Genomic DNA, 26441 nt, shown 5'->3' on the forward strand with positions numbered 1-26441 from the left:
TTGCGATGCTTGCGGCCCTGTCGCGACGATCGATGAGGTGACCACCGCGTTGGAGCAGGTTTGGCAACTATTGGACGATGGCGAGATGGCCGCCGCCTTCCTGGCGCTGCGTCGGGTGGCCGAGGAATGCGAGCTGATCGACGTCATGCGCGTGATCGAACGTTCCGCGCGCATGATGGATTTCGAGGATCTGGCCGCCACGGCACAGGCCGCCCGGCTCGAGCCCGAAAATCCCGTCGCACTCTATGAATTCGGCATCGGCTGTAGGCAGCATGGCGTCGCCTACGCCGCGATTCCCGCCCTGCGGGAGTGCGTGCGAATCGCGCCCGGTCAGCCCGCGCCGCTGGCCGCGCTGATCGACGCGCTGGAGTTGGAGTACCACCATGGCGAGGCGGTGGCCCAACTGCGCGCCCAACCCGCTGTGCTCGGCTGGTGGGGAGAGTTCCTGCTGGCCCACAATCTGCTGCTCACCGGCGATATCGATACCGCGCGTAGCGAATTCGAGGCGATGGCGCGTCCGGTGGAATCGAATGCCGAGTGGGCGCACGGCCGATTGCGTAGGATGCTGGCCCGTGCCGAACTCGCCACGCCCGGCGAACGGGATCTGCGGGGCTGGCATTTCGTCCTGCAGGGTGGCTACCTCACCTATCTCTCTCCGCACGGTTTCGACGAGGGCATGAACGGTCGTTTCGCCTACACCCAGGGATCGAACCAGCAGGTGCGGCTGGGCCTGCGGCGGCTGGCCATGATCCTCGAACTCACCGGCCACCGCCCCACTTCGGTTTCCGCGCTGCCAGGTCGACATTCGGCCGTGCTCGGACACGCGGCCGCCGCGTTCCTCGACCTCCCCCTCGAACCGTTCCGCCCGGACCGGACCGACACCGTCCTCGTGGCCTACGACCTCACCGAGTTCGAGCAGGAATTGGTGGGTGCGCTCCGCGAACGGGCAACGGGTCAAATACTTTTCGAGCACGCCACCTGCTGGGTCGGTGGGCCCGCCGTACCCGCGGACATATCGACCTGTCTGGTGCAGTTGAATGTCCCACCCTGGGCGGGACGCAACAGAGTAGTCGACGGCGAACTCGTGCAGGACCCCGCCGACGACCGGCCCGCCGCCGAAATCGCCGCAGATATCCTCGCCGGGGCCGACCCCGGCGAATCGAATATCGAGGCGGATCCGCATGATTCGGAAGCCGACCTGCGGAATTTCGTTGTCGCCACCGCCGCTCGCTGGGGCTGCGACCCGCGCGATTTTCTGGACTCACCGGGCCCGGTGCGAAGCTCGCGCTTCGGATGATCGCCCTCGCAGCGACTACCCCTCGGGCGGCGGTATCAGTTCCAGATGTTCAGCGGGCGCCGCCGCGCTCGCGCAGGCACTGCGCGCGGCCACCACGCTCACCCCGCCCCGATGCGCCACCAGCCACCGCCCGCACACGCAGCGCAAGTACCGAACGGAGCCGTGCGCCGAGACGACCATCGGCGATGACCAGGAGCAGGCGGGACAGGTGGCAGACATAGCAGCCAAGCCTGAAGACCCATCGGTGCGATTGCAATCACCGCGACGGCGTGGCGACCAGATCGTTGGACAACCGCCCCCGGCCGCCGGTAGTGGCGAGACCGGCGACCGGGAGCAGTGCCCGATCAGAATGCCCCAATCCCCGTGCTGTTCACGAGGGTTGGACTCACGGCGATACAAAGGCCTTGTGCTGCGTTTACCGCGCCCCGGTGAGATCCATGCCGGGTGCCGCGTCGGTGAGCGCGGTGTCCGCGGTGATCACTGTCCGGCCGCGGCGGCGAGAGCGGAGGCGTCGCTCCAGCCAGGTCGCGAAGCGCGTCAGCATCCAGTTCAGCGCGATCATGATGGCCGCGATGACGATCAGGGCTGGCACCGAGTTGCCCTGAGCCGCGCCGAGTTGCTGGCCCTGACGCACGATCTCCTGATAGGTGATCTGGTAGCCCAGCGCCGAATCCTTCAGGGCCACCACCATCTGCGAGACGATGGCGGGCAGCATGGCGGTGATCGCCTGCGGTAGCAGAATGATCCGCATCAACTGGCCCTTGCGCATGCCCAGCGCGGTCGCGGCCTCGGTCTGCCCCTTGGGCAGGGCGCGGATGCCCGAGCGCACGATTTCGGCGATGACCGATCCGTTGTAGATGGTCAGTGCGATCACGACCGCGGCGAGCGCCAGCTGGTCCGAGGGGAACAGCGATTCCTGCGCGAAGAGCTGGAACAGGAAGATCATCATCACCAGTACGGGGATGGCGCGGGCGAATTCGACGATCACACCCGCGACCACTCGAACCGAGCGATGGTCGGACAGTCGCGCGACGCCGAAGATCATGCCGAGTACGAGCGCGAACACGATCGACAACACCGCGGCCTGGATTGTTCCCTGCAGGCCGGGCAACAAGTATGTCTGCCAAACCTCGGAATCGAGGAAAGGTTTCCACTTCTCGGCGGTGAGCTGCCCCTTACTCTCGAAACCGCGATACACGAACCAGAGAGCGGCTGCGGCCAGGACCGCCACCACCACCGAGTAGACGTTGTGCCGCACCCGGGCCTTCGGGCCCGGTGCGTCGTAGAGGACCGAAGGCTCCGTACTCATCGAGCCACCTCGAATCGCTTGGCCAGCCAACCGAACAGCAGGCCGGTCGGCAGGGTGAGAAGGACGAAGCCGAACGCGAAGATCGCGCCGATCACCAGAAGTTGCGCCTCGGATTCGATCATTTCCGACATCAAGAACGAGGCCTCGTGTACGCCGATGGCCGACGCGATCGTCGAATTCTTGGTCAGCGCGATCAGCACGCTGCCCAGCGGGGCGATGACCGATCGGAACGCCTGCGGCAGCACGATCAACCGCAGATTCGCGCCGAAGGTGAGGCCCAGCGAGCGCCCCGCTTCGGACTGGCCCAGCGGGACGGTGTTGATGCCCGAGCGCAGCGATTCGCAGACGAAGGCGCCCGTGTAGATGCTCAGGCCGATCACCGCCCAGCGAAAGGCGTTGTCGGGCAGCGAGTTCTGGCCGTGCGCCAGCTCGATGCGCATCGTGTTGAGCAGGCCGATCGAGCAAAACACCAGGATGAGGGTGAGTGGGGTGTTGCGGAAGACGGTCACGTACGCCGTGCCGACCCAGCGTGCCACCGGCACCGGTGACACCCGCATGGCGGCGACGATGGTGCCGAGGACCAGCGCACCGATCGCCGACAGCACCGTCAGTTTGATTGTCATCCAGAACGCGTCGAGTAGTTGGGAGTCGTATCTGGAAATCAGGTCGAACACGGCGGACGTGCTCCTCGCGGTATCAGGAAACGGAAGTCGAACTCACCACCGGCTCAGTACCGGTCGACGGCCGGGGGCTGCGGCACCTGGAAACCGGTTCCGGCGAAGTTCTTCTCCAGGGCCGTCTTCCAGGTCCCGTCGCTGATCATTGCCTCGATGGCGTCGTTGATCTTGTCGCGGGTCTCCTTGTCGCCCTTCTTGACTCCGATGCCGTACTTTTCCGTGGTGAAGGGCTTGTTGACCAGCTTGAGCTGACCCGGGGACTGCGAGGCGTAACCGGCGAGGATAGCGTTGTCAGTCGTCACGGCGTCCATCGCGCCCGATTTGAGCGCCTCGACGCACAGCGAATACGTGTCGTAGGTCTGCAGTTGCGCTTCCTTGTAGTTCTTGTCGATGTTCTGCGCCGGTGTCGAACCCTTCACCGAGCACACCTTCTTGCCCTTCAGCGCATCCGGGCCGGTGATGTCGGTGTTGTCCGCGCGCACCAGCAGGTCCTGGCCCGCGACGTAGTACGGGCCCGCGAAGTCGACCTTCTCCTTGCGCTGGTCGGTGATCGAGTAGGTGCCGACCACGTAATCGACCTGCCCGTTCTGAATCAGCGTCTCGCGCTGCGCCGTCGGCGCCTCCTTCCAGGTGATGTTCTCCGGCTTCACGCCCAGCTTGCCCGCCACGTAGGTGGCGACATCGACGTCGAACCCCGAGAACGACCCGTCCTTGTTGCGCAGCCCCAGCCCCGGCTGGTCGTACTTGATGCCGACGGTCAGCTTGCCGTCCGCGGCGTTCTGGGCCGCGGTCTTCGAGCCGCCGCCGCCGCAGCCGCTGGCTACCGCCGCGATGGCCAGGGCGCCTATGCCGAAGCGCAGTGCACGAGTGATCCTCATCGAATTCCTTCTCTCTGGTGAGGTGTGGGTGGTGATTGTCACCGTTCAGTGGCTCAAGATCTTGCCCAAGAAATCCTTGGCACGGTCGGATCTCGGTGCGGTGAAGAAGGTTTCGGGATCGGTGTCCTCGACGATCTGACCGTCGGCCATGAACAGCACCCGGTCGCCCGCGCGGCGGGCGAAGCCCATCTCGTGGGTGACCACGAGCATGGTCATGCCGTCCTTGGCCAGCTGGACCATCACCTCGAGAACCTCGTTGACCATCTCCGGGTCCAGCGCGGAGGTGGGCTCGTCGAACAGCATGACCTTCGGATTCATCGCCAGCGCCCGCGCGATCGCCACGCGCTGCTGCTGGCCGCCGGACAGCTGGGCCGGATACTTCTCGGCCTGGTCGGCGATGCCGACGCGCTCCAGCAGCTTCATCGCGGTCTCGCGCGCCTGCTTCTTGTCGATGCGGCGCACCTTGACCGGCGCCAGCATGACGTTCTCCACGATCGTCTTGTGCGCGAACAGGTTGAACTGCTGAAACACCATGCCCACATCGGCGCGCAGCTTGGCCAGCGCCCGACCCTCGGCGGGCAATTGCACGCCGTCGATCGCGATATCGCCGGAGTCGATCGGCTCGAGGCGGTTGATGGTGCGGCAGAGCGTCGATTTGCCCGAACCGGAGGGACCCAGGACGATCACCACCTGCCCCTTGGGCACCTCGAGGTTGATGTCCCGCAATACATGCAGAGCGCCGAAGTGCTTGTCCACCTTGCGCATCGCGATCATGGGCGGGGCGGCGGCGGTCGTGTTCGGGTCGGTTGCAGTGCCGGGTGTTGCTTCGGCAGCGTCGGTCATGGCTCAGACCTTAAGTTGAAATTGCGGGAAATGCGCAACTTTGCGAAACGCGTCGATGCTGCTCGGATCACGATCAACCGAATCGTGATATCGGTGATCGGTATCACCCCTGCTCGCGGGGTGGGCAGGCGGGGTGGGTAAGGGCGCGGGGCCAACCGATACCCTGGACGGGTGAATTCGTCGATGCAGCTCGAGGCAGGTTCGGTGGCGGCTACGGAGCCGTCGCGAACCTATGAGGTCCGTACCTACGGCTGTCAGATGAACGTCCACGACTCCGAGCGCCTGTCGGGCCTGCTCGAGGACGCCGGTTACGTGAGGGCCGCGCCCGGCGCGACCGCCGATCTGGTCGTGTTCAACACCTGCGCGGTGCGCGAGAACGCCGACAACAAGCTCTACGGGACGCTGGGGCATCTGGCCCCCGTCAAGGCCGAGCGGCCGGGTATGCAGATCGCCGTCGGCGGCTGCCTGGCGCAGAAGGACCGCGACACCGTCGTGCGCCGCGCGCCGTGGGTGGACGTGGTATTCGGGACGCACAACATCGGCTCGCTGCCGGTGCTGCTCGAGCGCGCCCGGCACAACGAGCAGGCGCAGGTGGAGATCCTCGAATCGCTCGAGGCCTTCCCCTCCACGCTGCCCGCCCGGCGCGAATCCTCGTATGCCAGCTGGGTGTCGATCTCGGTGGGCTGCAACAACACCTGCACCTTCTGCATCGTGCCGTCGCTGCGCGGCAAGGAGATCGACCGCCGCCCCGGCGATGTGCTGGCCGAGGTGCAGGCGCTGGTCGATCAGGGGGTGTTGGAGGTGACGCTGCTCGGGCAGAACGTCAACTCCTACGGCGTGAACTTCGCCGATCCCGGCGAGGCCCGCGATCGCAGCGCCTTCGCCAAACTGCTGCGCGCCTGCGGCGGGATCGAGGGGCTGGAGCGGGTGCGGTTCACCTCGCCGCATCCGGCCGAGTTCACCGACGACGTGATCGAGGCGATGGCCGAGACGCCGAATGTGTGCCCGCAGCTGCACATGCCGCTGCAGTCCGGTTCGGATCGGGTCCTCAAGGCGATGCGCCGGTCCTATCGCAAGGCCCGCTACCTGGGCATCATCGAAAAGGTGCGGGCGGCGATGCCGCATGCGGCCATCACCACCGACATCATCGTCGGCTTTCCGGGCGAGACCGAGGAGGACTTCCAGGAGACCCTCGACGTCGTGCGGCAGGCGCGGTTCACCAGCGCGTTCACCTTCCAGTACTCGATTCGGCCCGGCACGCCGGCCGCGACCATGGCCGATCAGGTGCCCAAGGCGGTCGTGCGGGAGCGCTACGACCGGCTCATCGCGCTACAGGAGCAGATCTCGCTGGAGGGCAATCGGGCGCTGCTGGGCAGTGAGGTGGAGCTGCTGGTCGCCGAGGGCGCGGGCAAGAAGAACGCGGCGACCGCGCGGATGAGCGGGCGGGCGCGCGACGGGCGGCTCGTGCACTTCCGGCCGACGGCCGAGGCGGCGATCCGGCCCGGCGATATCGTGACCGTCGAGATCACCGATGCCGCCCCGCACCACCTGATCGCCGACGGCCCGATCCGCGCCCATCGCCGCACCCGCGCGGGGGACGCGCACGAGCGCGGCGTGACGCCCAAGACCGCGCCCATCGGTGTGGGACTGGGCATTCCGCGCATCGGCGCGCCGGAACCGGTGCCCGCGGCGGCGGGCTGCGGCAGCGGCTGCGGCGCATGATCGCGACGACCGATACGACGAGGCGGTGACGGCTGTGGCCGATCGGGACAACGACCAAGGGGCGCAGGACGATCCGACACCGCCGGACAACCAGCGGGCGGGCCAGCCAGACGAGGAGAATATGAATCCGGCCGAGGCCAAGACGTTCGAGCAGTACCACGACGAGCTCGAGGAGGTCGAACGCAAGATCGCCGGGGAGATCGATCCGGGCACCCGGGCGATGGTGGTGGCGACGGCGGTGTTCGTGCTGCTGCTGTCGCTGGTGCTACCGCACGCCGGATCCGCGCGCGGGCTGGACGTGGTGCTGTTCGACCACACCGCGCAGGTCGAGCACATCGGGCTGCCGTCGCGGGTGTTCGAGTGGTTCGTGGTGATCTTCGGGATCGGGTTCTCCTCGCTGGCGCTGGTCACCCGCCGGTGGGCGCTGGCGTGGATCGCGGTCGCCGGTTCGGCCGTCGGCAGCGTCTTCGGTGTGCTGTCGATCTGGCACCGGCAGACGCCGGGCCTCGGCGACTATCGCGGCGCCGGACCGGGCATCGGCCTGATTTTGGCGACGCTGGCGATCATCGTGCTCACCTTCCACTGGATCAGGGTGGTGTGGAGCCGCACCGCCATGCAGCTCGAGGCCGAGGAGCGCCGCCGGGCCGCCGCGGCCCAGCAGGAGGAGCAACACCGCCGCTGGCTGCTCGGCGACGACCAGCCCTAGCGGACCTTCGCACCGTTTCCCGCGCTTCGCACTCGCTGTGTATGGCCGCAGGGGGTGCGAAGCGCGGGAAACGGTGCGGCGCCGGAGGTGTCAGCGCTGGCTGACGGCCCCCTCGGCGGCCTCGGCCCATTCGCGCCACTGCTTGGCCTGTTCGAGGGCCTTTTCGGCGTCGCGGGTGCGGCCCGCGGCCTGGGCCTTGGCGGCCTGTTCCTCGAACTGGGCGACGCGTTCGCGGAATTGGGCCGCGCGGGCCATGGCCTCGGGGTCGGTGCGGCGCCACTGGGCGTCGACAGCCTCGCGGACCCGCTTCTCGATCGTGCGCAGGCGGCCCTCGAGTTCCTGCAGGCGCTCGCGGGGGACCTTGCCGATGGCGTCCCACTTCTCCTGCAGTTCGCGCAGTGCGGCGCGGGCGGCGTCGAGGCCCGCGGCCGGGTCGATTCGGTCCTCGTAGGTGCGCAGCAGCTCCTCCTTGGCCGCGGCGTTGTGCTCGAATTCGGCATCGCGCTCCGAGGCCGCGGCATTGCGGGCGGCGAAGAACACGTCCTGCGCGCTCTTGAACCGCCGCCACAGCTGCTCGTCGGCCTCGCGCGGAGCGCGTCCAGCGGCCTTCCACTCGGCCAGCATGTCGCGGAAGATCGCGGCGGTGCCGACCCAGTCGGTCGAACTCGACAGCTCCTCCGCGCGCACGCACAGCTCCTCCTTGCGCGCCTTGGCGGCCGCGCGCTCGCGGTCCAGCTCGGCGAAGTGCGCGCCGCGGCGGCGATTGAACGATTCGCGGGCCTTGGAGAAGCGCCGCCACAGCGCGTCGTCGACCTTGCGGTCCACCCCGCGAATGGTCTTCCACTCGTCGAGGATCTCGCGCAGCCGATCGCCCGCGGCCTTCCATTGCGTGGATTCGGCCGCGATCTGCTCGGCCTCCGCGCAGAGCGCCTCCTTGCGCTCGGTCTGCTCGTGGCGGGTGCGCTCCTTCTCCTCCCTGGCATGTGCCGCGGCCTCGTCGGAGTGCTCGATGATGGCCTGCAGCCGCTTGGCCAGACCGTCGATATCGCCGATCACCGCGGCGGTCGGCAGCGATTCGGCCAGGGCGGTGGCGGTGGCCTTGGTCTTGCGGGCATCGGTCCCGGCGGCCAGCCGAGCCTCGAGCAGCGCGACCTCGGTGGCCAGATCGTCGAAGCGCCGCCCGAAGTGGGCCAGCCCCTCGGCGGCGTCACCGGCCTGCCAGGATCCCACCATCCGCTCGCCGTCGGCGGTCCTGACCCAGGCGGTGCCGTCCTCGTCGACGCGGCCCCACTTGCTCGGATCGCTCACGGTCGGCACGACGACCGGATGCGGATGTTCCGGGGCCGCACCGGGAACGGGCTTGATCGCATGCGGCTTGGGGGATTCCGGTTTACGGGCACCCGGTTTCGGGGTACCGGGCTTGAGGGCATCGGCGGGCGTGGGTGGGGTCGCGGCGGAGTTGCTGGACCGCTGTGCCGTGCCGGTGTCCGAATGGGTGGCCTTCTCGGTTCCGCTGTTCTCGGTCATCGCTCCTCGTCCCTGCCGCGCGTCACGGCTGCCTGGTTACGCCCTAGCTCATCCCATTCAACCAGCCAAGAGGCAGATTTGCCGTGTCTTGTTGCCGGTGCCGCCGGGGTCGAGGTTGCCGGGAGGTGCGAATAGGGGTCCCAAGTGCGATGTTCGAGGTTGCCGGTACAACGGTCGGCGGACCCTTCCGGCCGGGTTCGGCCCGGGTCGCGGCCGGGGAAAACTGATCGGTTGACCATCTTGCTGGGCGCGCGGCGGCGGGTTTGCCGAACTGTTACCGGAATTGTTGCCGAGGGGTGTCCGAAATGCCGATCCCGGCCCGGCCAATTGGCGATGCGTTCGGTGAGGAGCGATTTTTCGAGGGCTAACCACCGCGTTGCCTCTCGGTCGTTCGGTCGCCGATTCCGCTCGATCATCCGCCGCGCACGCCAATCTCCCGAACCCTCCGCGTCGGGGCTGCGGTCGCGTTGCTCGCACCGGCCGCGGCCGCCCGCGAGCTCGCCGGCTGCCCGCCAGCTGAGCGTCCGGCCCGTCCGGCCCGCCAGCTACGGTTGAGCCTGTGTTTCGTGTCGCCGTGCTGATCCCGTCGCCGCCCGTGCTGGTACCCGAATTGTGTGGTGGGCGGCCGCTGGTGGATGCGGCGCATCCGGCCGCGCGGGTGCCCGCGCTGCGGGAGGCCGTGCTGGCGGCCGGACGCGCGCTGGCCGAGCGGGCCGGGCGATGGGTCGTGATCGGGGTGGGTGAACGGCCGCGGCAGGTCGGGCCCGAGGCCGCGGGCACCTTCCGCGGATTCGGGGCCGATGTGCGGGTCGGGCTGTCCGATGCCGCGTCGAGCGGCGAGGTCGCCGACGCCAATCTGCCGCTGGCCGTGCTGGGCGGCCGCGCCGCCGATCCGATGCTGCCGCTGCCCGCGCTGATCGGCGGCTGGCTGCGCGGGCAGGTCGCGCCCGCGGCGGTGGCCGAGGCCCGAATCGTGGCGGCCGACGCGCCCGCCGCGCGGTGTCTGGAGCTTGGCGCGAAGCTGCGGGCGGAGCTGGACGAGCGCGAGGGGGCGGACGGGGTGCTGGTCGTCGCCGACGGTGCGGCCACGCTGTCGGTCGCCGCGCCCGGATATCTGGACCCGCGGGCCGCGCAGGTCCAGGACGGCCTCGATCGGGCACTGGCGGCGGGGGATCGGGAGGCGTTGGCGCGCTTGGACTCCGGATTGTGCGCCGAGCTCGAGGTGTCCGGCCGGGCCGCCTTCCAGGTGCTCGCGGGACTGTTCGACACCGCACCCGAGGTCGAAACCCATTATCGGGACGCACCCTTCGGGGTCGGCTATCAGGTCAGCGTGTGGCTGCCGTGAGGACCCCGATCGCGGTCATCGGGCCCACCGCCACCGGGAAATCCGATTTGGCGCTGGAATTGGCGCGGCGGCTGGACGGCGAGATCGTGAACATCGACGCCATGCAGCTGTACCGGGGCATGGACATCGGCACCGCGAAGCTGCCGGTCGCCGAGCGGCGCGGCATCGCGCACCATCAGCTCGACGTCCTCGAGGTCACCGAGACCGCCACCGTCGCCGCGTATCAGACCGCGGCCCGCGCGGACGTCGAGGACATCATGGCGCGCGGGCGCACCCCGGTGATCGTCGGCGGCTCGATGATGTATGTCCAAGCGCTGCTGGACGATTGGGATTTTCCGGCCACCGATCCCCAGGTGCGCGCGAAATGGGAGACGGTGCTGGCCGAAAGCGGTGTCGAGGCCGTGCACGCGGCCCTGCGCGCGGCCGATCCGGTGGCCGCCGACACCATCCTGCCCACCGACGGCCGCCGCATGGTCCGCGCGCTCGAGGTGGTGGAGCTGACCGGCCGCCCGTTCGCCGCCTCGCAGCCGCGGATCGGCGAACCCCGCTGGGGCACATTGATTCTCGGCGTCGATCGGGAGACCGCCGAGCTCGACGCCCGGATCGAGGCGCGCACCGCGAAGATGTTCGCCGACGGACTCGTCGACGAGGTGCGCGGACTGCTCGACCGCGGACTGCGCGCGGGCCAGACCGCGCGCCGCGCCATCGGTTATGCACAAGTCCTCGCCTACCTGGACAACGAATACGACCTGAGACATGCGCAGGAGCGCACCCTCATCGGCACCCGCCGGTACGTGCGGCGGCAGCGCTCGTGGTTTCGCCGCGATCCGCGGGTGCGATGGGTCGACGGCGCCGATCCGCGGCTGGTGGAGACGGCGTTGGCGCGGGTGCGCGCCCACGCGCCCGGCGACGATCAGGAACGAGTTCGGCAGTGACCACCCGTAACGCCGCGGTCGGTGAATGGCAGGCCTACCTCACCAATCGCGCCAAACGCCACCGCGACGGCCGCTTCCTCGTACACGGCCGCGCCGCGCTCACCGCGGCCGTGACGCACCACTGGCCGCTCGAGACCCTGCTGTATCGGCTCGGTCCGCCCGAACTACCGGAGTGGGCGCGGCGGCTGCTCGACACCAGCGGCGCGCCGAGTACGGGGCTGGTTCCCGAGTTGATGACCGAGCTGTCCGAAACCGACACGGGCGCACCGGAACTGGTGGCGGTGGCCAAGACGCGCGATCCCAGCCTGGCGGATTTCGCGCCCGGTGCGGCGGGCGATCGCGAGTCGCCCGTGGTTGTGGTGATCGAACAGCCCCGGTCCGCGTTGCGGCTGGGCAGCGTGATCCGCACGGCGCACGGTTTCGGGGCCGCCGCGGTGGTGATCAGCGGCGCCGGGGCCGATCACTACGACCCGCAGTGCGTGCGGGCCTCGGACGGCTCGCTGTTCGCGCTACCGGTGTTCCGCGTGCCCGGTGCGGGGCCCGTGCACGACTTCTGCGATCGGCAGGCCGGGCGCGACATCGCGACCTGGATCGTCGGCGTCGTCCCGCACCACGCGGGCGGGCAGACGCGGGCGGTGTACGAGCAGGACTTCCGGGATGCGACGATCGTGGTGATCGGCGACGAGGCCGAGGATCTGGGCCCGGCCTGGCGCGAGGGCTGCGACGAGCTGGTCTCGATTCCGGTGGCGGGAGCGGTCGCGGCCCCGTGTGCGGCGTCGATCGCCCTGTACGAAATCTTCCGGCAGCGCCGGACGTTCTAGTGGGAGATATGGATATCGAATTCACCAAGGGCCACGGCACCCAGAACGACTTCGTGGTGCTGCCCGATCAGGACGCCGCGCTGGAGCTGAGCGCGGATCGCGTTGCGGCGCTGTGTGATCGGCGGCGCGGCATCGGGGCCGACGGGGTGCTACGGGTGGCGCGCGCCGGTGCGCTGCGCACGGCCGGTGTGCTCGCGACGCTGCCGGAGGGCGTGGACGAAGGCGACTGGTTCATGGACTACCGCAATGCCGACGGCTCCGTCGCCGAGATGTGCGGCAACGGCGTGCGGGTGTTCGCCCACTATCTGGTGGCGAACGGACTGGAGCAGCGCGACGAATTCGTCGTCGGCAGCCGCGCCGGGGCCCGGCCAGTGGTCGTACACGGCTACGACGGCGTGGTCGGTGATGTGACGGTCGCCATGGGCCGGGTGCGCGACCTGGGTGAATCCACCGCGACGATCGGCGGCCGCGCACTGTCCGGCCTCGGCATCGACGTCGGCAATCCGCATCTGGCCTGTGTCGATCCCGAGCTGAGCGCCGACACGCTGGCCGCGCTGGATCTGGCCGTGCCGCCCGGCTACGACCCGAAGCTGTTCCCGCAGGGGGTGAACATCGAGATCCTCACCGCCCTCGACGACGCCGGTTCGGTGGATATGCGTGTCTACGAGCGCGGCGTGGGCGAAACCCGTTCCTGCGGAACGGGAACCGTGGCCGCGGCCGCCGCCGCGCTGGTCCGGGAGGGCTTCGAGCTCGCGGCCGACAGCGGTGCGGTCCGGGTGCGCATCCCGGGCGGCGAGGTGACTGTCGGCATCGAGGCGGGACAGGCGACGCTGCGCGGACCCTCGGTGCTGGTCGCCTCGGGCCGCCTCGCCGGTGCGTGGTGGGCGGGGTCGCTGAAATAAGTCGGGTGCGCCCCGTCGTTGAGTCGTGGGACCATGGAGGCGTATGAGAAAACCAGAAACCTACGAGTTCACCCCCGTCGAGCAGCTCGAGTCCGAGCAGGGCGGTAACGGCTGGGAGCCGGAGCCGACCGTCGGCGAGCTACAGCTCGACGAGCGCAGTGCGCTGCGTCGCGTCGCGGGGCTGTCCACCGAACTCGCCGATATCACCGAGGTCGAATACCGCCAGCTGCGCCTGGAGCGCGTCGTGCTGGTCGGGGTGTGGACCGAGGGCAGCGCGGCGCAGGCCGAGGCCAGCATGGCCGAACTCGCCGCACTCGCCGAGACCGCGGGCTCGCAGGTGCTCGACGCGCTGATCCAGCGCCGCGACAAGCCGGATCCGGCCACCTACATCGGCTCGGGCAAGGCCGACGAGCTGCGCGCCGTCGTCCTCGAGACCGGAGCCGACACCGTGATCTGTGACGGTGAGCTCACCCCCGCGCAGCTGACCGCGCTGGAGAAGGTCGTCAAGGTCAAGGTCATCGACCGCACGGCGCTGATTTTGGACATCTTCGCCCAGCACGCCACCTCCCGCGAGGGTAAGGCCCAGGTCTCGCTCGCCCAGATGGAATACATGCTGCCCCGCCTGCGCGGCTGGGGTGAGTCGATGTCGCGGCAGGCCGGTGGTCGCGCCGGTGGCAGCGGCGGCGGTGTGGGTCTGCGCGGTCCCGGTGAGACCAAGATCGAAACCGATCGCCGCCGCATTCGCGAGCGAATGGCCAAGCTGCGCCGCGAGATCAAGGAGATGAAGACCGCGCGCGACACCAAGCGGGCCCGCCGCGACGCCAGCGGCATCCCCTCGGTCGCGATCGTCGGCTACACCAACGCGGGTAAGTCCAGCCTGATGAACGCGCTCACCGGCGCGGGCATCCTGGTACAGGACGCGCTGTTCGCGACCCTGGACCCGACCACCCGCCGGGCCGCCCTCGAGGACGGGCGCGAGCTGGTGTTCACCGATACCGTCGGCTTCGTCCGGCACCTGCCGACCCAGCTGGTCGAGGCGTTCCGCTCCACCCTGGAGGAGGTCACCGGCGCGGATCTGCTGCTGCACGTGGTGGACGGCTCGGACGCGCTGCCCGATCAGCAGATCAAGGCCGTGCGCGAGGTGATCACCGACGTGCTGCGCGAGTCGGGGACCCCCGCGCCGCCGGAACTGCTGGTGGTCAACAAGATCGACGCGCTGGATCCCACCGAACTGTCGCATCTGCGGGCCCAGCTGCCCGGTGCGGTATTCGTCTCCGCGCGCACCGGGCGCGGGCTCGACGAGCTGCGCGATCGGCTCGGCGAATTCCTCAGCAAGCTCGATGTGGAGGTCAGCGTGCTGCTGCCCTACACCCGCGGTGACCTGCTCGCTCGCGTGCACTCCGACGGCCGGATTCTGGAGTCCAGCCACGAGGAGGGCGGCACCCGCGTGCGGGCCCGGGTACCGCGGGCGCTGGTCGGCGCACTGTCGCCGTACGCGTACGCGAGCACCAATGGCGCCGCGAGGGTTTCGGAGGCGAACCTGCCATAATCGCTGTCTCCCTGCCGTTGTCGTTACGATGGCGTTATTGAAAACGACTGCAGGGAGGGCGCTTTTGTCTGGAAACGATGCCACCGCAACGCCACTCAGCGACGGGGCGCCGTTGCACATGTCCTGGGGGGAGATCGATCGGCTGATCGCCGATTCGATCACCGCGCCCGTGCGAGCCTGGACCAGTCCGCGCTTCTACGGGCTGGACAATATCCCCGACGAGGGGCCGGTGCTGCTGGTCGGCAACCACACCCTGCTCGGCGGCGTCGACGCCCCGCTGCTGGTGCACGAGATCCTGGTCCGGCGGGGCCGATTGGTGCGCGGGCTGGCGGAGAACGTGCTGATGCGCGTGCCGCCGGTGCGCGATCTGGTGCATCGGATGGGTAGTGTGCGCGGCACCCGCGCCAACTGCCGCACGCTGCTGGCCAACGGCGAGGCGGTCATCGTCTTCCCGGGCGGGGGCCGGGAAGCCATGCGTCGCAAGGGCGAGAAGTACGTGCTCAAGTGGGAGGGGCGCACCGGTTTCGCCCGCATGGCCATCGAGGCGGGCGCGCCGATCCTGCCGGTGGCGATGATCGGCGCGGACGATGTCTTCGATGTCGTCTTCGACGGTGATCATCCGGTCATGTGGCCGCTGCGCCGCACCGTCGAGGCGCTGGGTATCCGCCGCGAGCTCACCCCGCCGCTCATGCGCGGGTTGGGCCCCACCTGGATTCCGCGGCCGGAGCGGTTCTACTACTCGGTCGGCTCGCCCATCGAGACCGGGTCGTGGCGCGACGACGACGATCTGGACGCCGCCGCCGCGGATCTGCAGGTGGTGGTGCGCAAGGCGCTCGAGGAGGAGATCAAGTTCCTGCTCGACGAGCGCGAACGCGACTCCGGTCGCACGCTGTGGGGTCGGATGCGCTCGGCCGTGGGGTTTTAGGTTTACCGGTGTTCAGGTCGCCAACGCCGTCGGCCTCACCCTCGCCTCGCCAGGTGAGGGTATTTTTTTGATATCCGAAGTGAACGACGATTCGACTTCCGGGTACCGTATGGGCAAGGCGGAGTGCCGATGTGGTCACTAGGAGGTTGGCGTGGAGCGCACCCTTTTCGAACCCGAACACGAGCTGTTCCGGGAGTCGTTCCGAAAGTTTCTCGATCAGCATGTGGCGCCCAATCACGCGAAGTGGGAAGAGCAGGGCATCGTCGACCGCGAGGTCTGGCTGGAGGCCGGTAAGCAGGGGTTCCTGGGGATGGCCGTGCCCGAGGAGTACGGCGGCGGGGGTGTACAGGACTTCCGCTACAACGCCATCGTCACCGAGGAGGTGACCCGCGGGCAGTTCTCCGGCCTGGGTTTCGGGCTGCACAACGACGTCATCGCGCCGTATCTGCTGGAGCTGGCCAATGCGGAGCAGAAGCGGCGCTGGCTGCCCGGCTTCTGTTCCGGTGAGATCATCACCGCCATCGCCATGACCGAGCCGGGCACCGGATCGGATCTGCAGGGCATCAAGACCCGTGCCGTCAAGGACGGTGACGACTGGGTCCTCAACGGCGCCAAGACCTTCATCACCAACGGCATCAACTCCGATATCGTCATCGTCGTCGCCCAGACCGATCCGGAGAAGGGCGCGCTGGGCTTCTCGCTGCTGGTCGTCGAGCGCGGCATGCCCGGTTTCGAGCGCGGCCGCAATCTGGACAAGATCGGGCTGAAGGCGCAGGACACCGCCGAACTCAGCTTCACTGACGTGCGGGTGCCCGCCGAGAACCTGCTCGGCACCGAGGGCCAGGGCTTCATCCACCTCATGCAGAACCTGCCCCAGGAGCGGCTGTCCATCGCCGTCATGGCCGCCGCCGCCATGGAGGGCTGTCTGGACTCCACGATCCAGTACGTCCGCGACCGCAAGGCCTTCGGCAAGCCCATCGGCGCCCAGCAGAACACCCGCTTCGTCCTCGCCGAACTGGCCACCAAGACCACCGCCGTCCGCGTCTTCGTCGACCGCTGCATCGAACTGCTCAACCAGCAGAAGCTGACCGCCGAGGAGGCCGCCATGGCGAAATGGTGGAGCACCGAGGAACAACTCGACCTCATCACCAAATGCCTCCAACTCCACGGCGGCTACGGCTACATGCGCGAATACCCCATCGCCAAGGCCTATATGGACGCTCGAGTCCAAACCATCTACGGCGGCACCACCGAAATCATGAAGGAAATCATCGGCCGCAGCTTGAAACTGTCCTGAAGTCAAGACCTCTCGTCGTCGGGCCGGAAGCAGTCGATGTCGAGCTTTCGGCCGATGGCGGCGATGGCGTCCACCAGGGAGCGGTTGCCCAGTTGGGGGAGGCCGGTGCCGTGGGTGCCGAGTAGTTGGGTCCATTCGGCTCGGATGCGGGCGGCGGCGTCGCGGGGCAGGGGGGTGCGGGTGGGGCGAGGGCCGGGGTGGAAGCCGGGGATGTCGAGGGCCTGGCCGATGGCGGCCACGGCGTCGACCAGGGTGTGGTTGCCCAGTTGAGGCCAGCCCTGGCCGCCGGGGCCCATGAATTGAATCCACATGTCTGCCAGGGGATCCAGGGCCGCCGCGCCGACCCCGCAGTCGGCGGCGAAGGCCTCGGGGGTGTAGCCGTTGGCGGCGTTCATATCGCAGTTGCCGAATGGTGGGGCGCCCTCGGGGAGGCCGCCGCCCCAGCCGCTGCCGTCGGTGTACTGGTGGGCGATCTGGCCGGGGAGGTTGGGGTTGCGGCCGTAGCCCGCGCCGATCACCCGCAGGCCCTCGGGGCGAACCGGCCACATGGTGAAGAAGTCGTGGCGGTTGGCGTAACCGATGACCCGCAGGGTGGAGCCGAGCCAGTCTGCCATACCCCAGTAGGCGCGGTTGATGCCGTCGGACTGGTCGCCGCTCGGATTGCCGCTACCCGATTCCACATCGACCATCGAGATCATCTTCGGATGCGGGCCGCCCGCGTCGGCGATCATGGCGCGATGAGTGTTGATGGTGTCGAGCCAGTTCGGCCGCCAGTAGAAGTAGACGATGAAACACGCCAGCCGCCCCGAATCGGCGGCGGCCGCGGACCACGCGTAGTTCTGGAAGAAGTTGTGGTCGCGATAGGTGCCGTCGTTGGAGCGTAGCGAGAAGATCTGATACGGGTAGGAGTCGTCGACCGGTACCTGGTATTCGGATACGTCGGCGAAGAGCGAGTCGACCATTGCTGCCTCATCAATGGAAATCGGCCCCGGAGCGAGCTGGTTTGCGAAACCCCTCCCCCTGATCTCCACGGTACTCTGCTTTGTATGACACGGTTCCGGCTCGCCCCGCGAAGTGCGGCGGCGCTGCTGCCCGCGTGGGTCACCGTGTTGTTGCTGGCGATCACCGCGACCGTCCTGGTGGACGGCGCCTCGGCGATGATCGGCGCGGGTGTCGCGCTGGCCCTGCTGCTCGCCGCCGTGGCCTGCGGTTCCCGGCCTCCGCTGCGGCTGCTGGCCAGGCGGCGTTGCGCCGAACCCCGCGAAGAGCGACGCCTGCGGGGCGCGTTCCGCCGCCAGAGCGCCCCCGATACACCCGGCCGCCCTCGCCTGCCTCGGGCACCCGGACGGGTCCCGGCCGCCGCGTAGCCGATTTCGGTAGCGGCATCCGACCGTCCCCATTCATTTCGCCCCATTCCGTGGTGGCGCTTTCCCGGCATGAGGAATTCCCGCATGCCGTCCGAGGTGTTCGATGCTCGATTTCATCTATTACCCCGTCTCCGCCATACTCTGGTTCTGGCACAGGATCTTCGGGTTCGTCCTCGGCCCGGACAGCGGTTTGGCCTGGGCCCTGGCCGTGGTGTTCCTGGTCTTCACCCTGCGTGCCCTGCTGGTGCGGCCCGCGCTGCGGCAGCTCCGCACGGCCCGGCAGCTGCAGGAGCTGCAACCGCGCATCCGGGCGCTGCGCAAGCGCTTTCCGGACGATCTGCAGCGCCAGGCCGTCGAAATGCGAAAAATACAGCGGGAGAACGGTTTCAACCCGTTCCTGGCCTTCCTGCCCGCCCTCGTGCAGGCCCCGGTGTTCATCGGACTGCTGCACGTGCTGAAGTCGTTCAATCGCACCGGCACCGGCTTCGGTGGGCTCGGTATGAGTCCCGAGACGAACGCCCACACCCCGAACTACGTCTTCGGCGTGGGCGACGTGCAGTCCTTCCTCGGCGCTCGGCTGTTCGGCGCGCCGATCTCGGCGGCCATCACCACCCCGCACCCCACCCTCGCCTCGTTCGCGCAGTTCGGCGGGATCCCGTCGACGACAACCATTGCCGCGGTGGCGATTCCGCTGATGCTCCTCGCCGCGCTCGCCACCCATTTCAACGCGCGGGCCTCGATCGCGCGGCAGCGCCGGGCGGCCGAGCCGAATCCGCAGGCGGAGCTGATGAACCGGCTGCTGCTGTGGGTGTTCCCGCTCGGTGCGCTGCTGGCCGGGCCGGTGCTGATGATCGCGGTGCTGCTGTACTGGGTGGGCAACAATCTGTGGACCTACGGCCAGCAGCACCTGATCTACGCCCGACTCGACCGCGAGGACATCGCGAAACAGGTCGCGGCCGCCGAACGCCGGGCCGCCGCCGCGCCGAAACCCGGCGCCCGCCCGGCGGCTCGGCGGCAATCGGGCCGCCGCCGCGGGAAGGCCGGGCGAGGCTGACCTCCCGGTGCCGTCGGGCGGCGTAGCGAAGGGCTTGCGGACCGCGCCCAACCTTGTATGGTGGTGGCGTGGCAACCCCTCAGGGGTACTATACCCCTGTAGGGTAGTAGTTCGAAGCACTTGTAACACGTTGCGTTTCCTGATGATTCGACGACGGGAGGGTGCGAGGTGGGCGGGGTGGCGGTACGCCCTGCCGGTCGGCGGCGCTGGGGCGGCTGGGCGCTGTTGCTGGCGCTCGCGGTGCTGACGCCGGTCTTCGACTGTTCGTGGGCCGGGCAGCTGACCCATCGCCATGCGGGCAATTCCGTGGCGGCCCGGGTCGCCGTCGCGCCGCACGAACCGTCGCACTGTCTCACCCACCATCCCGCCGATTCGCGCTGTCCCGTGCATCTGGGACGTCATCTGCCCGATTCGGTGCTGCCCGCCGAACCGGGAAAGGCGCTGCCGCCGCGGCTTCTCGCGCTGCTCGCGGTGATCGTGCTCGTGGCGGCGTCCGTCGCAGCGGCCTGCGCCATCGACTCGCGCGGGCCGCCCGTCGCCGCCGGTGCTCCGCTGGACGGCCGCGCCATCCTCACCCAGATCTGTATCGCCCGACGCTGATCGGTCAGCGCCAGGCCGACCCGCCATGCCGGGTCGGCCGGTGTCCGCCGTCCGCGCAATTCGATACAGAAGGTGGCAGTGATGGACAAGGTTGTGCTCGACTCGCCCGCCGCGGCCCGGCGGCCGCACGCCCTCGTGGGCAATACGCCGGTGCTGTGGATCGGCGCCCCGCTGGCCCCGGCGGGCCGCGGATTCTGGGCAAAGCTGGAGGGATTCAACCCCGGCGGGATGAAGGATCGCCCCGCGCTGCACATGGTGGACCGCGCGCGACAGCGCGGCGATCTCGTGCCCGGCGCCCGGATCATCGAATCGACCAGCGGCACATTGGGTTTGGGACTGGCGCTGGCCGGGCTGGTCTTCGATCATCCGGTGACGGTGGTGACCGACACCGGGATGGAGCCGCTCGTGGCCCGCATGCTCGCCGCCTACGGCGCGCGGGTGGAGTTGGTCACCGAGCCGCATCCGGTCGGCGGCTGGCAGGAGGCCCGGCGCGTCCGCGTGGCCGATCTGCTCGCGCGCGACCGCACCGCCTGGTGCCCCGATCAGTACAGCAACCCGGACAATGTGGCGGGCTACGAATCCCTGGCGCTCGAGCTCATCGATCAGCTGGGCAGGGTGGACGTGCTGGTGTGCGCGGTGGGCACCGGCGGCCATTCGGCCGGGGTGGCGCGGGTGCTGCGCCGGTTCGTCCCGGATATGAAATTGATCGGCGTCGACACCGTCGCCTCGACCATCTTCGGGCAACCCGCCGGTCCGCGCCTGATGCGCGGACTCGGCTCGAGTATCCATCCGCGCAATGTCGACTACGCCGCATTCGACGAAATCCATTGGGTCGCACCGGCGGAGGCGGTCTGGGCCTGCCGGGCCCTGGCCGGGGCCTATCACGCCAGCGGCGGCTGGAGTGTCGGGGCGGTGGCGCTGGTCGCCGGGTGGGCGGCGCGCGCACACGACGCCGGGACGCGCATCGCCGCGGTGTTCCCGGACGGGCCGCACCGCTATTTCGACACCGTCTACAACGACGACTACTGCCGCGAACACGGGCTGCTGGGCATCGAACCGCCCGTCGGGCCCGATACGATCGGCCATCCGTGCGAGCGGGTCGTGGGGTCGTGGACCCGGTGCACCACCGTGGTGGATCCGGCCACCGTCGTCGATCGGGAGGTCCGGTGAACGCACTGTCGGGATTTCGTAGCTTCGATCCGGCCGCCCGGCTGCTGATGATCAACCAGTTCGGCATCAACCTCGGCTTCTACATGCTGATGCCGTATCTGGCCGGATATCTGTCCGGCCCACTTGGTTTGGCGGCCTGGGCGGTGGGCCTGGTGCTCGGGGTGCGCAACTTCTCCCAGCAGGGCATGTTTCTGATCGGTGGGACGCTGGCCGATCGGCTCGGCTACAAGCCGCTGATCGTGGCTGGATGCCTGTTGCGCACCGGCGGTTTCGCGCTGCTGATCTACGCCACCTCGCTGCCGGGCCTGCTGATCGCCTCGGCGGCAACGGGTTTCGCCGGGGCGCTGTTCAATCCCGCGGTGCGCGCGTATCTGGCCGCCGACGCGGGGGAGCGCCGGGTGGCGGCGTTCGCGCTGTTCAACATCTTCTACCAGGCCGGGATTCTGGCCGGACCGCTGGTCGGTTTGGCCCTGGTGGCGTTGGACTTCCGAGTGACGGCGGCCGTGGCGGCGGTGGTGTTCGCGGTGCTGACGGTGGCGCAGCTGTGCGCGCTTCCGGCCCGCCGGGCGAGCGAGCCCGCCGCGCCCACCTCGGTGCTCGAGGATTGGCGGACGGTGGTGTCCAATCGCCGGTTCGTGGCCTTTGCCGCGGCGATGATCGGATCGTATGTGCTGTCGTTCCAGGTGTATCTGGCCCTGCCGTTGCAGGCCGAATACGTCGCCGGGGCACATGCGCAAGCGGTGACCTCGGCGCTGTTCGTGGTGTCGGGGCTGATCGCGGTCGCCGGGCAGCTGCGGATCACGGCGTGGTTGCGCGCTCGCTGGGGCAGCGGCCGCAGTCTGGTGGTCGGCCTGACGGTGCTGGCGGCGGCATTCCTGCCCTTGCTGGCGATCCCCGGGCCGCACCGATTCGGAACCACGACCGCCGTTGCGGCGCTGCTGCTCTCGGCGGCGCTGCTGGCCATCGGCACCGCGGCGGTGTTCCCGTTCGAAATGGACACCGTGGTCGAGCTGTCCGGGGGGCGCCTGGTTGCCACCCACTACGGCTTCTACAACACCGTGGTGGGTGTCGGCATCCTGATCGGCAACCTGGCGACGGGTGCGGTGCTCGGCGCTGCGCGCGACCACGGCATCGACTGGGCGGTATGGGGCGGGTTGACCGTCATCGGAGCGGTGGCGGCCCTAGCGCTGCACCGCCTCGATCGCCACCCCGCGTCGGCGGCCGCAATCCCCGTCGCGGCAACAGGTTCCGGCGGTCGGTGAGGTCGCGGGCGGGCGGCCGCGGGGACCGTCCGCCCGGGACCTGCTCGTTGCTGTCGATCAGCGCCCGCTGTCGTCGCCGTCGGCCGTGCGCAGGGCGGCGAGCACCGCGCGGGTGCGGGTGTCGCGCTGGCGGCGTAGGCGGTCGAAGGCTTCGGTGCCGGTGCCGTAGGTCTGCTCGACCTGGCTGATCACCTTTTCCATCTGGTCGGGATCGGTTGCCGGGGAGCCGAATTCGATTTTCGAGGTTTCCGCACCGACGCCCGCGTACAGGTGGCGGATGCCGCCGGGGCCGCCGCCGAGGACATTGCCCTCGAACGGGCCGATGGTGGCCCAGCGCAGGCCCAGCGAATTGCGCATGATCACATCGAGATCGGCCGGGGAGACCACGCCCTGCTGTACGAGGTAGACGGCCTCGCGGGACAGCGCGCCCTGGAGCCGGTTGGCCACGAAGCCGGGCATCTCCCGGTGAATGACCACGGGAACCCGGCCGAGACGCTCGTACAGTTCGACCGCGCGCTTGGTGGCCTCGTCGTCGGTGTCGCGGCCGGGCACCACCTCGACCAGCGGCATGAGCTCGGGCGGATTGAACGGGTGCCCGACCAGCACCCGGGAGGCGTGCTCGAGCCCGGCGGTGATCAGCGTGGCCGTGATCGAAGAACTCGAGGTCGCCAGTACGGCATCGGGCCGGGCGTGGGCGATGACGCGGGCGAACAGATCCTGTTTGATCGGCAGCCGTTCGGGTCCGTTCTCCTGCACCAGATCCGCCTCGGCCACCGCCGCCGCGATGTCGGCGACCACCCGCACCCGCGGATCGTCGCCCAGTTCGGCGGCCACCACATCGGCGATATCGTCGCGCGGATCATAGATCGTGACGTCCCAGTCGTGCTCGCGGGCGAGCCGGGCCCAGGACAGGCCGATCACGCCCGCGCCGATGACGGCGAGTGTGCTCATATCAGATACCTGCGATTCCTGTCAGCGGTCGCCCGGGAAAACGGGCGACGACGAATTCCGTTGCGCCGGAGGAGGGATCGAGTGGCACCGCGCGCACCGTCCCCGCCAGATCGGTGACGTAGGCCAGTCCCGCGTCGGTGTCCACGGCCAGCCCGATGGCCTCCTCGAACCCGCGCGCCAGAATCTCCGGATGCGCGCCGACCTCGTTCTTGCCCGGAAGCGGCGCGCGGTTCAACGTATTTCCCCACGGCTCGGCGCCGCGATCGGTCCAGTACAGGACGCCGGCCGCCGGATCGATATGCAGATCGATCGGTTCGGGCAGTCCGTCCCAGAGGATTTCGATATCCGACCGGTGCGCGGCGGTTTCACCCAGCGGGATGTCCAGCCCGGCCCGCAGGATCGCCCCGCGCCCACCCTTGGCGGGACCCTTCTGCGTCCAGTACAGATATCCGGCGTCGGGATCGACCGCCACACCGACGCATTCGGCGGTCTTGTCCGCGGTGGGCGCGTTCACGACCAGATCGATCCGGCCGGTCCCGTCGGTGTCGACGCGGCTGACTCGGCAGCCCTCGCGATCGGACCAGTACAGTCGCTGCGCCGCGAGGTCGGCGGTGAGCTGCTTGCCGGTCGTGAGCGCGCCGACCGGCACCACCTCGCGCCGGTCGGACCCGTCCAGCCGGGCCGACCACAGCGAGCCGTTGGGTTGGGAGAAGTCCGGCTCCCCGCCGCCGGATACCGCGCGCGGCAATCCCATGGTCGTCCAGTACATACGATCGGCACCCGGATCGACGACCAGGCCGTCCGGGGCGGGCCCGGTGTCGTCGACAATGGTGCGAACGCTGTTGTCCGACAGGTCGATTCGCTCGATCGTGCCGGAGGCGATGCCGAGCACCAGCAGGGACGTGAACATGCGGGACTCCTCGGGTGAGCGGGTGGTTACGCCGGAAGCAGCGCCCGATCGGCATTGCGCAGGGCACTGGGCGGGATGAGCGGTGACGGCGAGTTCAGCGCGCGGCGACGGGCCGCGGTACTGCCGCCGAAGGACTGCCCGATCGCGGTGAGCCGGGCCGCGTAGTGGCTGACCGCCGTCTCGAAGGTCATGCCGATGCCGCCGTGCAGCTGCACGGCCTCCTCGGCCACCAGCCGCGCGGTCTCGGCCACGAAGACGAACCCGTCGTCGGCCGCGGCCGCCGCGGCCGCCGCGTCGTCCGACGCCTCCAGCGTGGCGGTCGCCCACAGCGCGATCGAGCGGGCCAGCTCGATCTGCGCGTACAGATCCGCCGCGCGGTGCACCAGCGCCTGGAACGCCGAGAGCGGCACACCGAATTGCTTGCGGGACTTCAGATATTCCACGGTCTGGCCCAGCGCCGATTCCATCAGTCCGACCGCCTCACCGAGCAGCGCGACGCGGGCGCGGGCGAAGGCGAGATCGACCGCCTGCGCGGCCACCCGTCCGGGCTGCCCCAGCGCGGTGGCCGGGGTGCGATCGAAGCTCATCCGGGACGCGTGGGTCCAATCGGTGGTCCGGCCATCGCCGCGGGTGATGCCCGGGGCGTCGGCGGCGACCAGATAGACGCCGAGGACGCCCGCCGTGTCGGTGGCGGTGACGAGGAAGAACGTCGCCCGATCCGCCCGCGCCACCGGCGATTTCACGCCGGACAGCCACACCGGACCGCCCAGTTCGGACCGTTCGGCGGTCACCGCGGGCAGGGCGTCCCATTCCCGGCCGGGTTCGGCAACCGCGACCGCGCCGATCGCGGTCCCGTTGGCCAGCGTGGGCAGCAACTCGTCGCGCTGCTCGTCCGAGCCGAGCGCGGCGATCAGCCAGGAGGGCAGATAGACGCCGTCCAGCAGCGGCTCCACCGCCGCATGCCTGCCGATCGCCTGCTGCACCACATACACCTCCGCGGGACCCGCCGCGGCGCCGCCGAATTCGTCGTCGATGGTGAGGGTGGTCAGGCCCAGTTCGGTGCTCGCCTGCCAGACCGCATCGCTCCAGCCGGTCGCCGAGGCGACGGCGGTGGCTCGGAAGCCGGGCTTGTAGTGCCGCGCGAACATTGCATCGGCGCTGTCCAGTAGCAGTTTCTGGTCGTCGTTGGGTTCGAGTTGCATTGCTGTTCTCCTCACAGCCCGAGAATGGTCTTGGCGATGACGCCGCGCTGGATCTCGTTGGAGCCGCCGAAGATCGACAGCTTGCGCAGGTTCAGGTAGTGCTCGCTCGCGAGCGCGCTGGCGGCGGGAATCGCCGGATCCAGCGCCGACTCGTCGTCGGCTACCAGCAGCGCGTCGGATCCGGCGGCCTGCAGGCGCAGCGCCGACAGTTCCTGCAGGGCCCGGGTGCCCTCCAGTTTCAGCAGTGACGAGGCGGGGCTGGGCTGACCGTTCTCGGACGCCCCCGTGACGCGCAGTTCGGTGGCCTCGAGCGCCAGCAGGCGCAGCTTCACCGCGTACAGCCGGGACCGGAAGTCCGGATCGTCGGCCAGCGCCGCCACCCCGACGTGCCGGGATTCGGCGTAGCGCACGAGGTCGGCGAACAACCGCTGGGCCGTGCCGGTCTGGGCGATGCTGTTGCGCTCGTTGCCGAGCAGGAACTTCGCATACGTCCAGCCCTTGTTCTCCGCGCCGACCAGGTTCTGCGCGGGCACGCGGACGTTGTCGAAGAAGAATTCGTTGACCTCGTAGCCGCCGTCGATGAGCCGGATCGGGCGGCGCTCGATGCCGGGGGTGTCCAGATCGAGCAGCAGGAACGAGATGCCCTGCTGTTTGCGGGCCTCCGGATCGGTGCGGGCGAGCAGGAACATCCAGTCGCCGTACTGGCCCAGGGTGGTCCAGGTCTTCTGACCGTTGACGATGTAGTCGTCGCCGTCGCGGCGGGCGGTGGTCTTCAGCCCGGCCAGATCCGAGCCCGCCTCGGGTTCGGAAAAGCCCTGCGACCACCAGATATCCAGATTCGCGGTGGCGGGCAGAAACTTCTTCTTCTGTTCCTCGCTGCCGAATTCGGCGATGATCGGGCCGACCATGCTCACGTTGAAGGCCAGCGGCGGCGGGACCGCGGCGCGCTGCAGTTCGGTGGTGTAGATGTGGGATTGGGTCGGCGTCCAATCCTTGCCGCCCCAGGCGACCGGCCAGTGCGGGACCGCGAGGCCGTGCTCGTTCAGGATCCGCTGCGTGGTCACGATGTCCTCGCGCGTGGTCCGGCCCAGGGCCGAACGGGTGCGCACGTCTTCGGGGATCTTGCCCAGGAACACCTCGCGCAGCTCGTCGCGGAATTCGATGTCCTGCGGGCTCAATTCGAGATTCATGA

At 69.1% G+C, this 26441-nt stretch carries 26 protein-coding genes; 15 read left to right on the forward strand and 11 right to left on the reverse strand.

Annotation, left to right across the window (positions count from 1 at the left end):
• Positions 1 to 37 precede the first annotated feature (37 nt).
• Positions 38 to 1297, forward strand: coding sequence for a hypothetical protein (locus tag NDR87_RS11935; protein ID WP_251911656.1), 1260 nt, complete (start codon positions 38 to 40; stop codon positions 1295 to 1297).
• Positions 1298 to 1312: 15 nt separating this feature from the next.
• Here NDR87_RS11935 and NDR87_RS11940 read toward each other — a convergent pair whose 3' ends face one another.
• From NDR87_RS11940 to NDR87_RS11960, 5 genes are all read right to left on the reverse strand, one after another.
• Positions 1313 to 1516 (reverse strand): hypothetical protein, encoded by a 204-nt coding sequence (locus NDR87_RS11940; protein WP_251911657.1) that lies wholly within the window; start codon positions 1514 to 1516, stop codon positions 1313 to 1315.
• Between the two features lie 196 nt (positions 1517 to 1712).
• Positions 1713 to 2606, reverse strand: a complete 894-nt coding sequence (locus NDR87_RS11945) for an amino acid ABC transporter permease (protein WP_251911659.1) — start codon at positions 2604 to 2606, stop codon at positions 1713 to 1715.
• Positions 2603 to 3229: an amino acid ABC transporter permease gene (locus NDR87_RS11950; protein WP_251911848.1), complete on the reverse strand. Its 627-nt coding sequence runs from the start codon at positions 3227 to 3229 to the stop codon at positions 2603 to 2605. The genes NDR87_RS11945 and NDR87_RS11950 overlap by 4 nt, the downstream gene beginning before the upstream one ends.
• A gap of 104 nt (positions 3230 to 3333) precedes the next feature.
• Positions 3334 to 4161 carry a glutamate ABC transporter substrate-binding protein gene (locus NDR87_RS11955; protein WP_251911660.1) on the reverse strand — a complete coding sequence of 276 codons (828 nt, stop codon included), beginning with the start codon at positions 4159 to 4161 and terminating at the stop codon, positions 3334 to 3336.
• Positions 4162 to 4206: 45 nt separating this feature from the next.
• Positions 4207 to 4935 carry an amino acid ABC transporter ATP-binding protein gene (locus NDR87_RS11960; protein ID WP_251911849.1) on the reverse strand — a complete coding sequence of 243 codons (729 nt, stop codon included), beginning with the start codon at positions 4933 to 4935 and terminating at the stop codon, positions 4207 to 4209.
• A 252-nt stretch (positions 4936 to 5187) separates the two neighbouring features.
• Between NDR87_RS11960 and miaB the strand changes: the two genes are divergently transcribed.
• Together miaB and NDR87_RS11970 are read left to right on the forward strand one after the other, a co-directional pair.
• A complete protein-coding gene (gene miaB / locus NDR87_RS11965) occupies positions 5188 to 6726 on the forward strand; it encodes a tRNA (N6-isopentenyl adenosine(37)-C2)-methylthiotransferase MiaB (RefSeq protein WP_251911850.1) in 1539 nt (512 codons plus the stop codon).
• 121 nt (positions 6727 to 6847) lie between these two features.
• Positions 6848 to 7432 (forward strand): hypothetical protein, encoded by a 585-nt coding sequence (locus tag NDR87_RS11970; protein ID WP_251911851.1) that lies wholly within the window; start codon positions 6848 to 6850, stop codon positions 7430 to 7432.
• Between the two features lie 90 nt (positions 7433 to 7522).
• On the opposite strand, the gene NDR87_RS11975 is transcribed toward NDR87_RS11970, so the two are convergent.
• Positions 7523 to 8959, reverse strand: coding sequence for a DUF349 domain-containing protein (locus tag NDR87_RS11975; protein ID WP_251911661.1), 1437 nt, complete (start codon positions 8957 to 8959; stop codon positions 7523 to 7525).
• A 559-nt stretch (positions 8960 to 9518) separates the two neighbouring features.
• Between NDR87_RS11975 and NDR87_RS11980 the strand changes: the two genes are divergently transcribed.
• From NDR87_RS11980 to NDR87_RS12010, 7 genes are all read left to right on the forward strand, one after another.
• Positions 9519 to 10304 (forward strand): hypothetical protein, encoded by a 786-nt coding sequence (locus NDR87_RS11980; RefSeq protein ID WP_251911663.1) that lies wholly within the window; start codon positions 9519 to 9521, stop codon positions 10302 to 10304.
• Positions 10301 to 11239 carry a tRNA (adenosine(37)-N6)-dimethylallyltransferase MiaA gene (miaA, locus tag NDR87_RS11985; RefSeq protein ID WP_251911665.1) on the forward strand — a complete coding sequence of 313 codons (939 nt, stop codon included), beginning with the start codon at positions 10301 to 10303 and terminating at the stop codon, positions 11237 to 11239. Before NDR87_RS11980 ends, miaA begins: the two co-directional genes overlap by 4 nt.
• Positions 11236 to 12060 carry an RNA methyltransferase gene (locus NDR87_RS11990; RefSeq protein ID WP_251911667.1) on the forward strand — a complete coding sequence of 275 codons (825 nt, stop codon included), beginning with the start codon at positions 11236 to 11238 and terminating at the stop codon, positions 12058 to 12060. Before miaA ends, NDR87_RS11990 begins: the two co-directional genes overlap by 4 nt.
• Positions 12061 to 12074: 14 nt before the next feature.
• Positions 12075 to 12962 carry a diaminopimelate epimerase gene (gene dapF / locus NDR87_RS11995; RefSeq protein WP_251911852.1) on the forward strand — a complete coding sequence of 296 codons (888 nt, stop codon included), beginning with the start codon at positions 12075 to 12077 and terminating at the stop codon, positions 12960 to 12962.
• A gap of 43 nt (positions 12963 to 13005) precedes the next feature.
• Positions 13006 to 14511: a GTPase HflX gene (gene hflX, locus NDR87_RS12000; RefSeq protein ID WP_251911669.1), complete on the forward strand. Its 1506-nt coding sequence runs from the start codon at positions 13006 to 13008 to the stop codon at positions 14509 to 14511.
• A gap of 64 nt (positions 14512 to 14575) precedes the next feature.
• On the forward strand, positions 14576 to 15436 hold the full coding sequence (locus NDR87_RS12005) for a lysophospholipid acyltransferase family protein (RefSeq protein WP_251911671.1): 861 nt from the start codon (positions 14576 to 14578) through the stop codon (positions 15434 to 15436).
• Positions 15437 to 15587: 151 nt separating this feature from the next.
• On the forward strand, positions 15588 to 16733 hold the full coding sequence (locus NDR87_RS12010; RefSeq protein WP_251911672.1) for an acyl-CoA dehydrogenase family protein: 1146 nt from the start codon (positions 15588 to 15590) through the stop codon (positions 16731 to 16733).
• Positions 16734 to 16735: 2 nt separating this feature from the next.
• On the opposite strand, the gene NDR87_RS12015 is transcribed toward NDR87_RS12010, so the two are convergent.
• On the reverse strand, positions 16736 to 17695 hold the full coding sequence (locus NDR87_RS12015) for a hypothetical protein (RefSeq protein WP_251911673.1): 960 nt from the start codon (positions 17693 to 17695) through the stop codon (positions 16736 to 16738).
• A gap of 84 nt (positions 17696 to 17779) precedes the next feature.
• On the opposite strand from NDR87_RS12015, the gene NDR87_RS12020 reads away from it, so the two are divergent.
• The 5 genes from NDR87_RS12020 (at position 17780) to NDR87_RS12040 (ending at position 22186) form a co-directional block, all read left to right on the forward strand.
• Positions 17780 to 18100: a DUF6412 domain-containing protein gene (locus tag NDR87_RS12020; protein ID WP_251911675.1), complete on the forward strand. Its 321-nt coding sequence runs from the start codon at positions 17780 to 17782 to the stop codon at positions 18098 to 18100.
• A gap of 103 nt (positions 18101 to 18203) precedes the next feature.
• Entirely contained in the window at positions 18204 to 19154 is a 951-nt protein-coding gene (yidC, locus tag NDR87_RS12025; RefSeq protein WP_251911677.1) for a membrane protein insertase YidC, read from the forward strand.
• A 177-nt stretch (positions 19155 to 19331) separates the two neighbouring features.
• A complete protein-coding gene (locus NDR87_RS12030; RefSeq protein ID WP_251911678.1) occupies positions 19332 to 19754 on the forward strand; it encodes a hypothetical protein in 423 nt (140 codons plus the stop codon).
• Positions 19755 to 19835: 81 nt separating this feature from the next.
• Positions 19836 to 20924: a PLP-dependent cysteine synthase family protein gene (locus NDR87_RS12035; RefSeq protein WP_251911679.1), complete on the forward strand. Its 1089-nt coding sequence runs from the start codon at positions 19836 to 19838 to the stop codon at positions 20922 to 20924.
• Positions 20921 to 22186 (forward strand): MFS transporter, encoded by a 1266-nt coding sequence (locus tag NDR87_RS12040; RefSeq protein WP_251911681.1) that lies wholly within the window; start codon positions 20921 to 20923, stop codon positions 22184 to 22186. The genes NDR87_RS12035 and NDR87_RS12040 overlap by 4 nt, the downstream gene beginning before the upstream one ends.
• Positions 22187 to 22243: 57 nt before the next feature.
• On the opposite strand, the gene NDR87_RS12045 is transcribed toward NDR87_RS12040, so the two are convergent.
• The 4 genes from NDR87_RS12045 to NDR87_RS12060 are packed head-to-tail and all read right to left on the reverse strand — an operon-like array spanning position 22244 to position 26439.
• Positions 22244 to 23137 (reverse strand): 3-hydroxyacyl-CoA dehydrogenase family protein, encoded by an 894-nt coding sequence (locus tag NDR87_RS12045; protein ID WP_251911682.1) that lies wholly within the window; start codon positions 23135 to 23137, stop codon positions 22244 to 22246.
• Between the two features lies 1 nt (position 23138).
• Positions 23139 to 24047 carry a hypothetical protein gene (locus NDR87_RS12050; protein ID WP_251911684.1) on the reverse strand — a complete coding sequence of 303 codons (909 nt, stop codon included), beginning with the start codon at positions 24045 to 24047 and terminating at the stop codon, positions 23139 to 23141.
• 26 nt (positions 24048 to 24073) lie between these two features.
• Positions 24074 to 25249 (reverse strand): acyl-CoA dehydrogenase family protein, encoded by a 1176-nt coding sequence (locus tag NDR87_RS12055; RefSeq protein ID WP_251911687.1) that lies wholly within the window; start codon positions 25247 to 25249, stop codon positions 24074 to 24076.
• Between the two features lie 11 nt (positions 25250 to 25260).
• Positions 25261 to 26439 carry an acyl-CoA dehydrogenase family protein gene (locus NDR87_RS12060; protein ID WP_251911688.1) on the reverse strand — a complete coding sequence of 393 codons (1179 nt, stop codon included), beginning with the start codon at positions 26437 to 26439 and terminating at the stop codon, positions 25261 to 25263.
• Between the last annotated feature and the right edge of the window lie 2 nt (positions 26440 to 26441).

The organism is Nocardia sp. CDC159 (assembly GCF_023740735.1).
Lineage (GTDB): Bacteria > Actinomycetota > Actinomycetes > Mycobacteriales > Mycobacteriaceae > Nocardia > Nocardia pulmonis.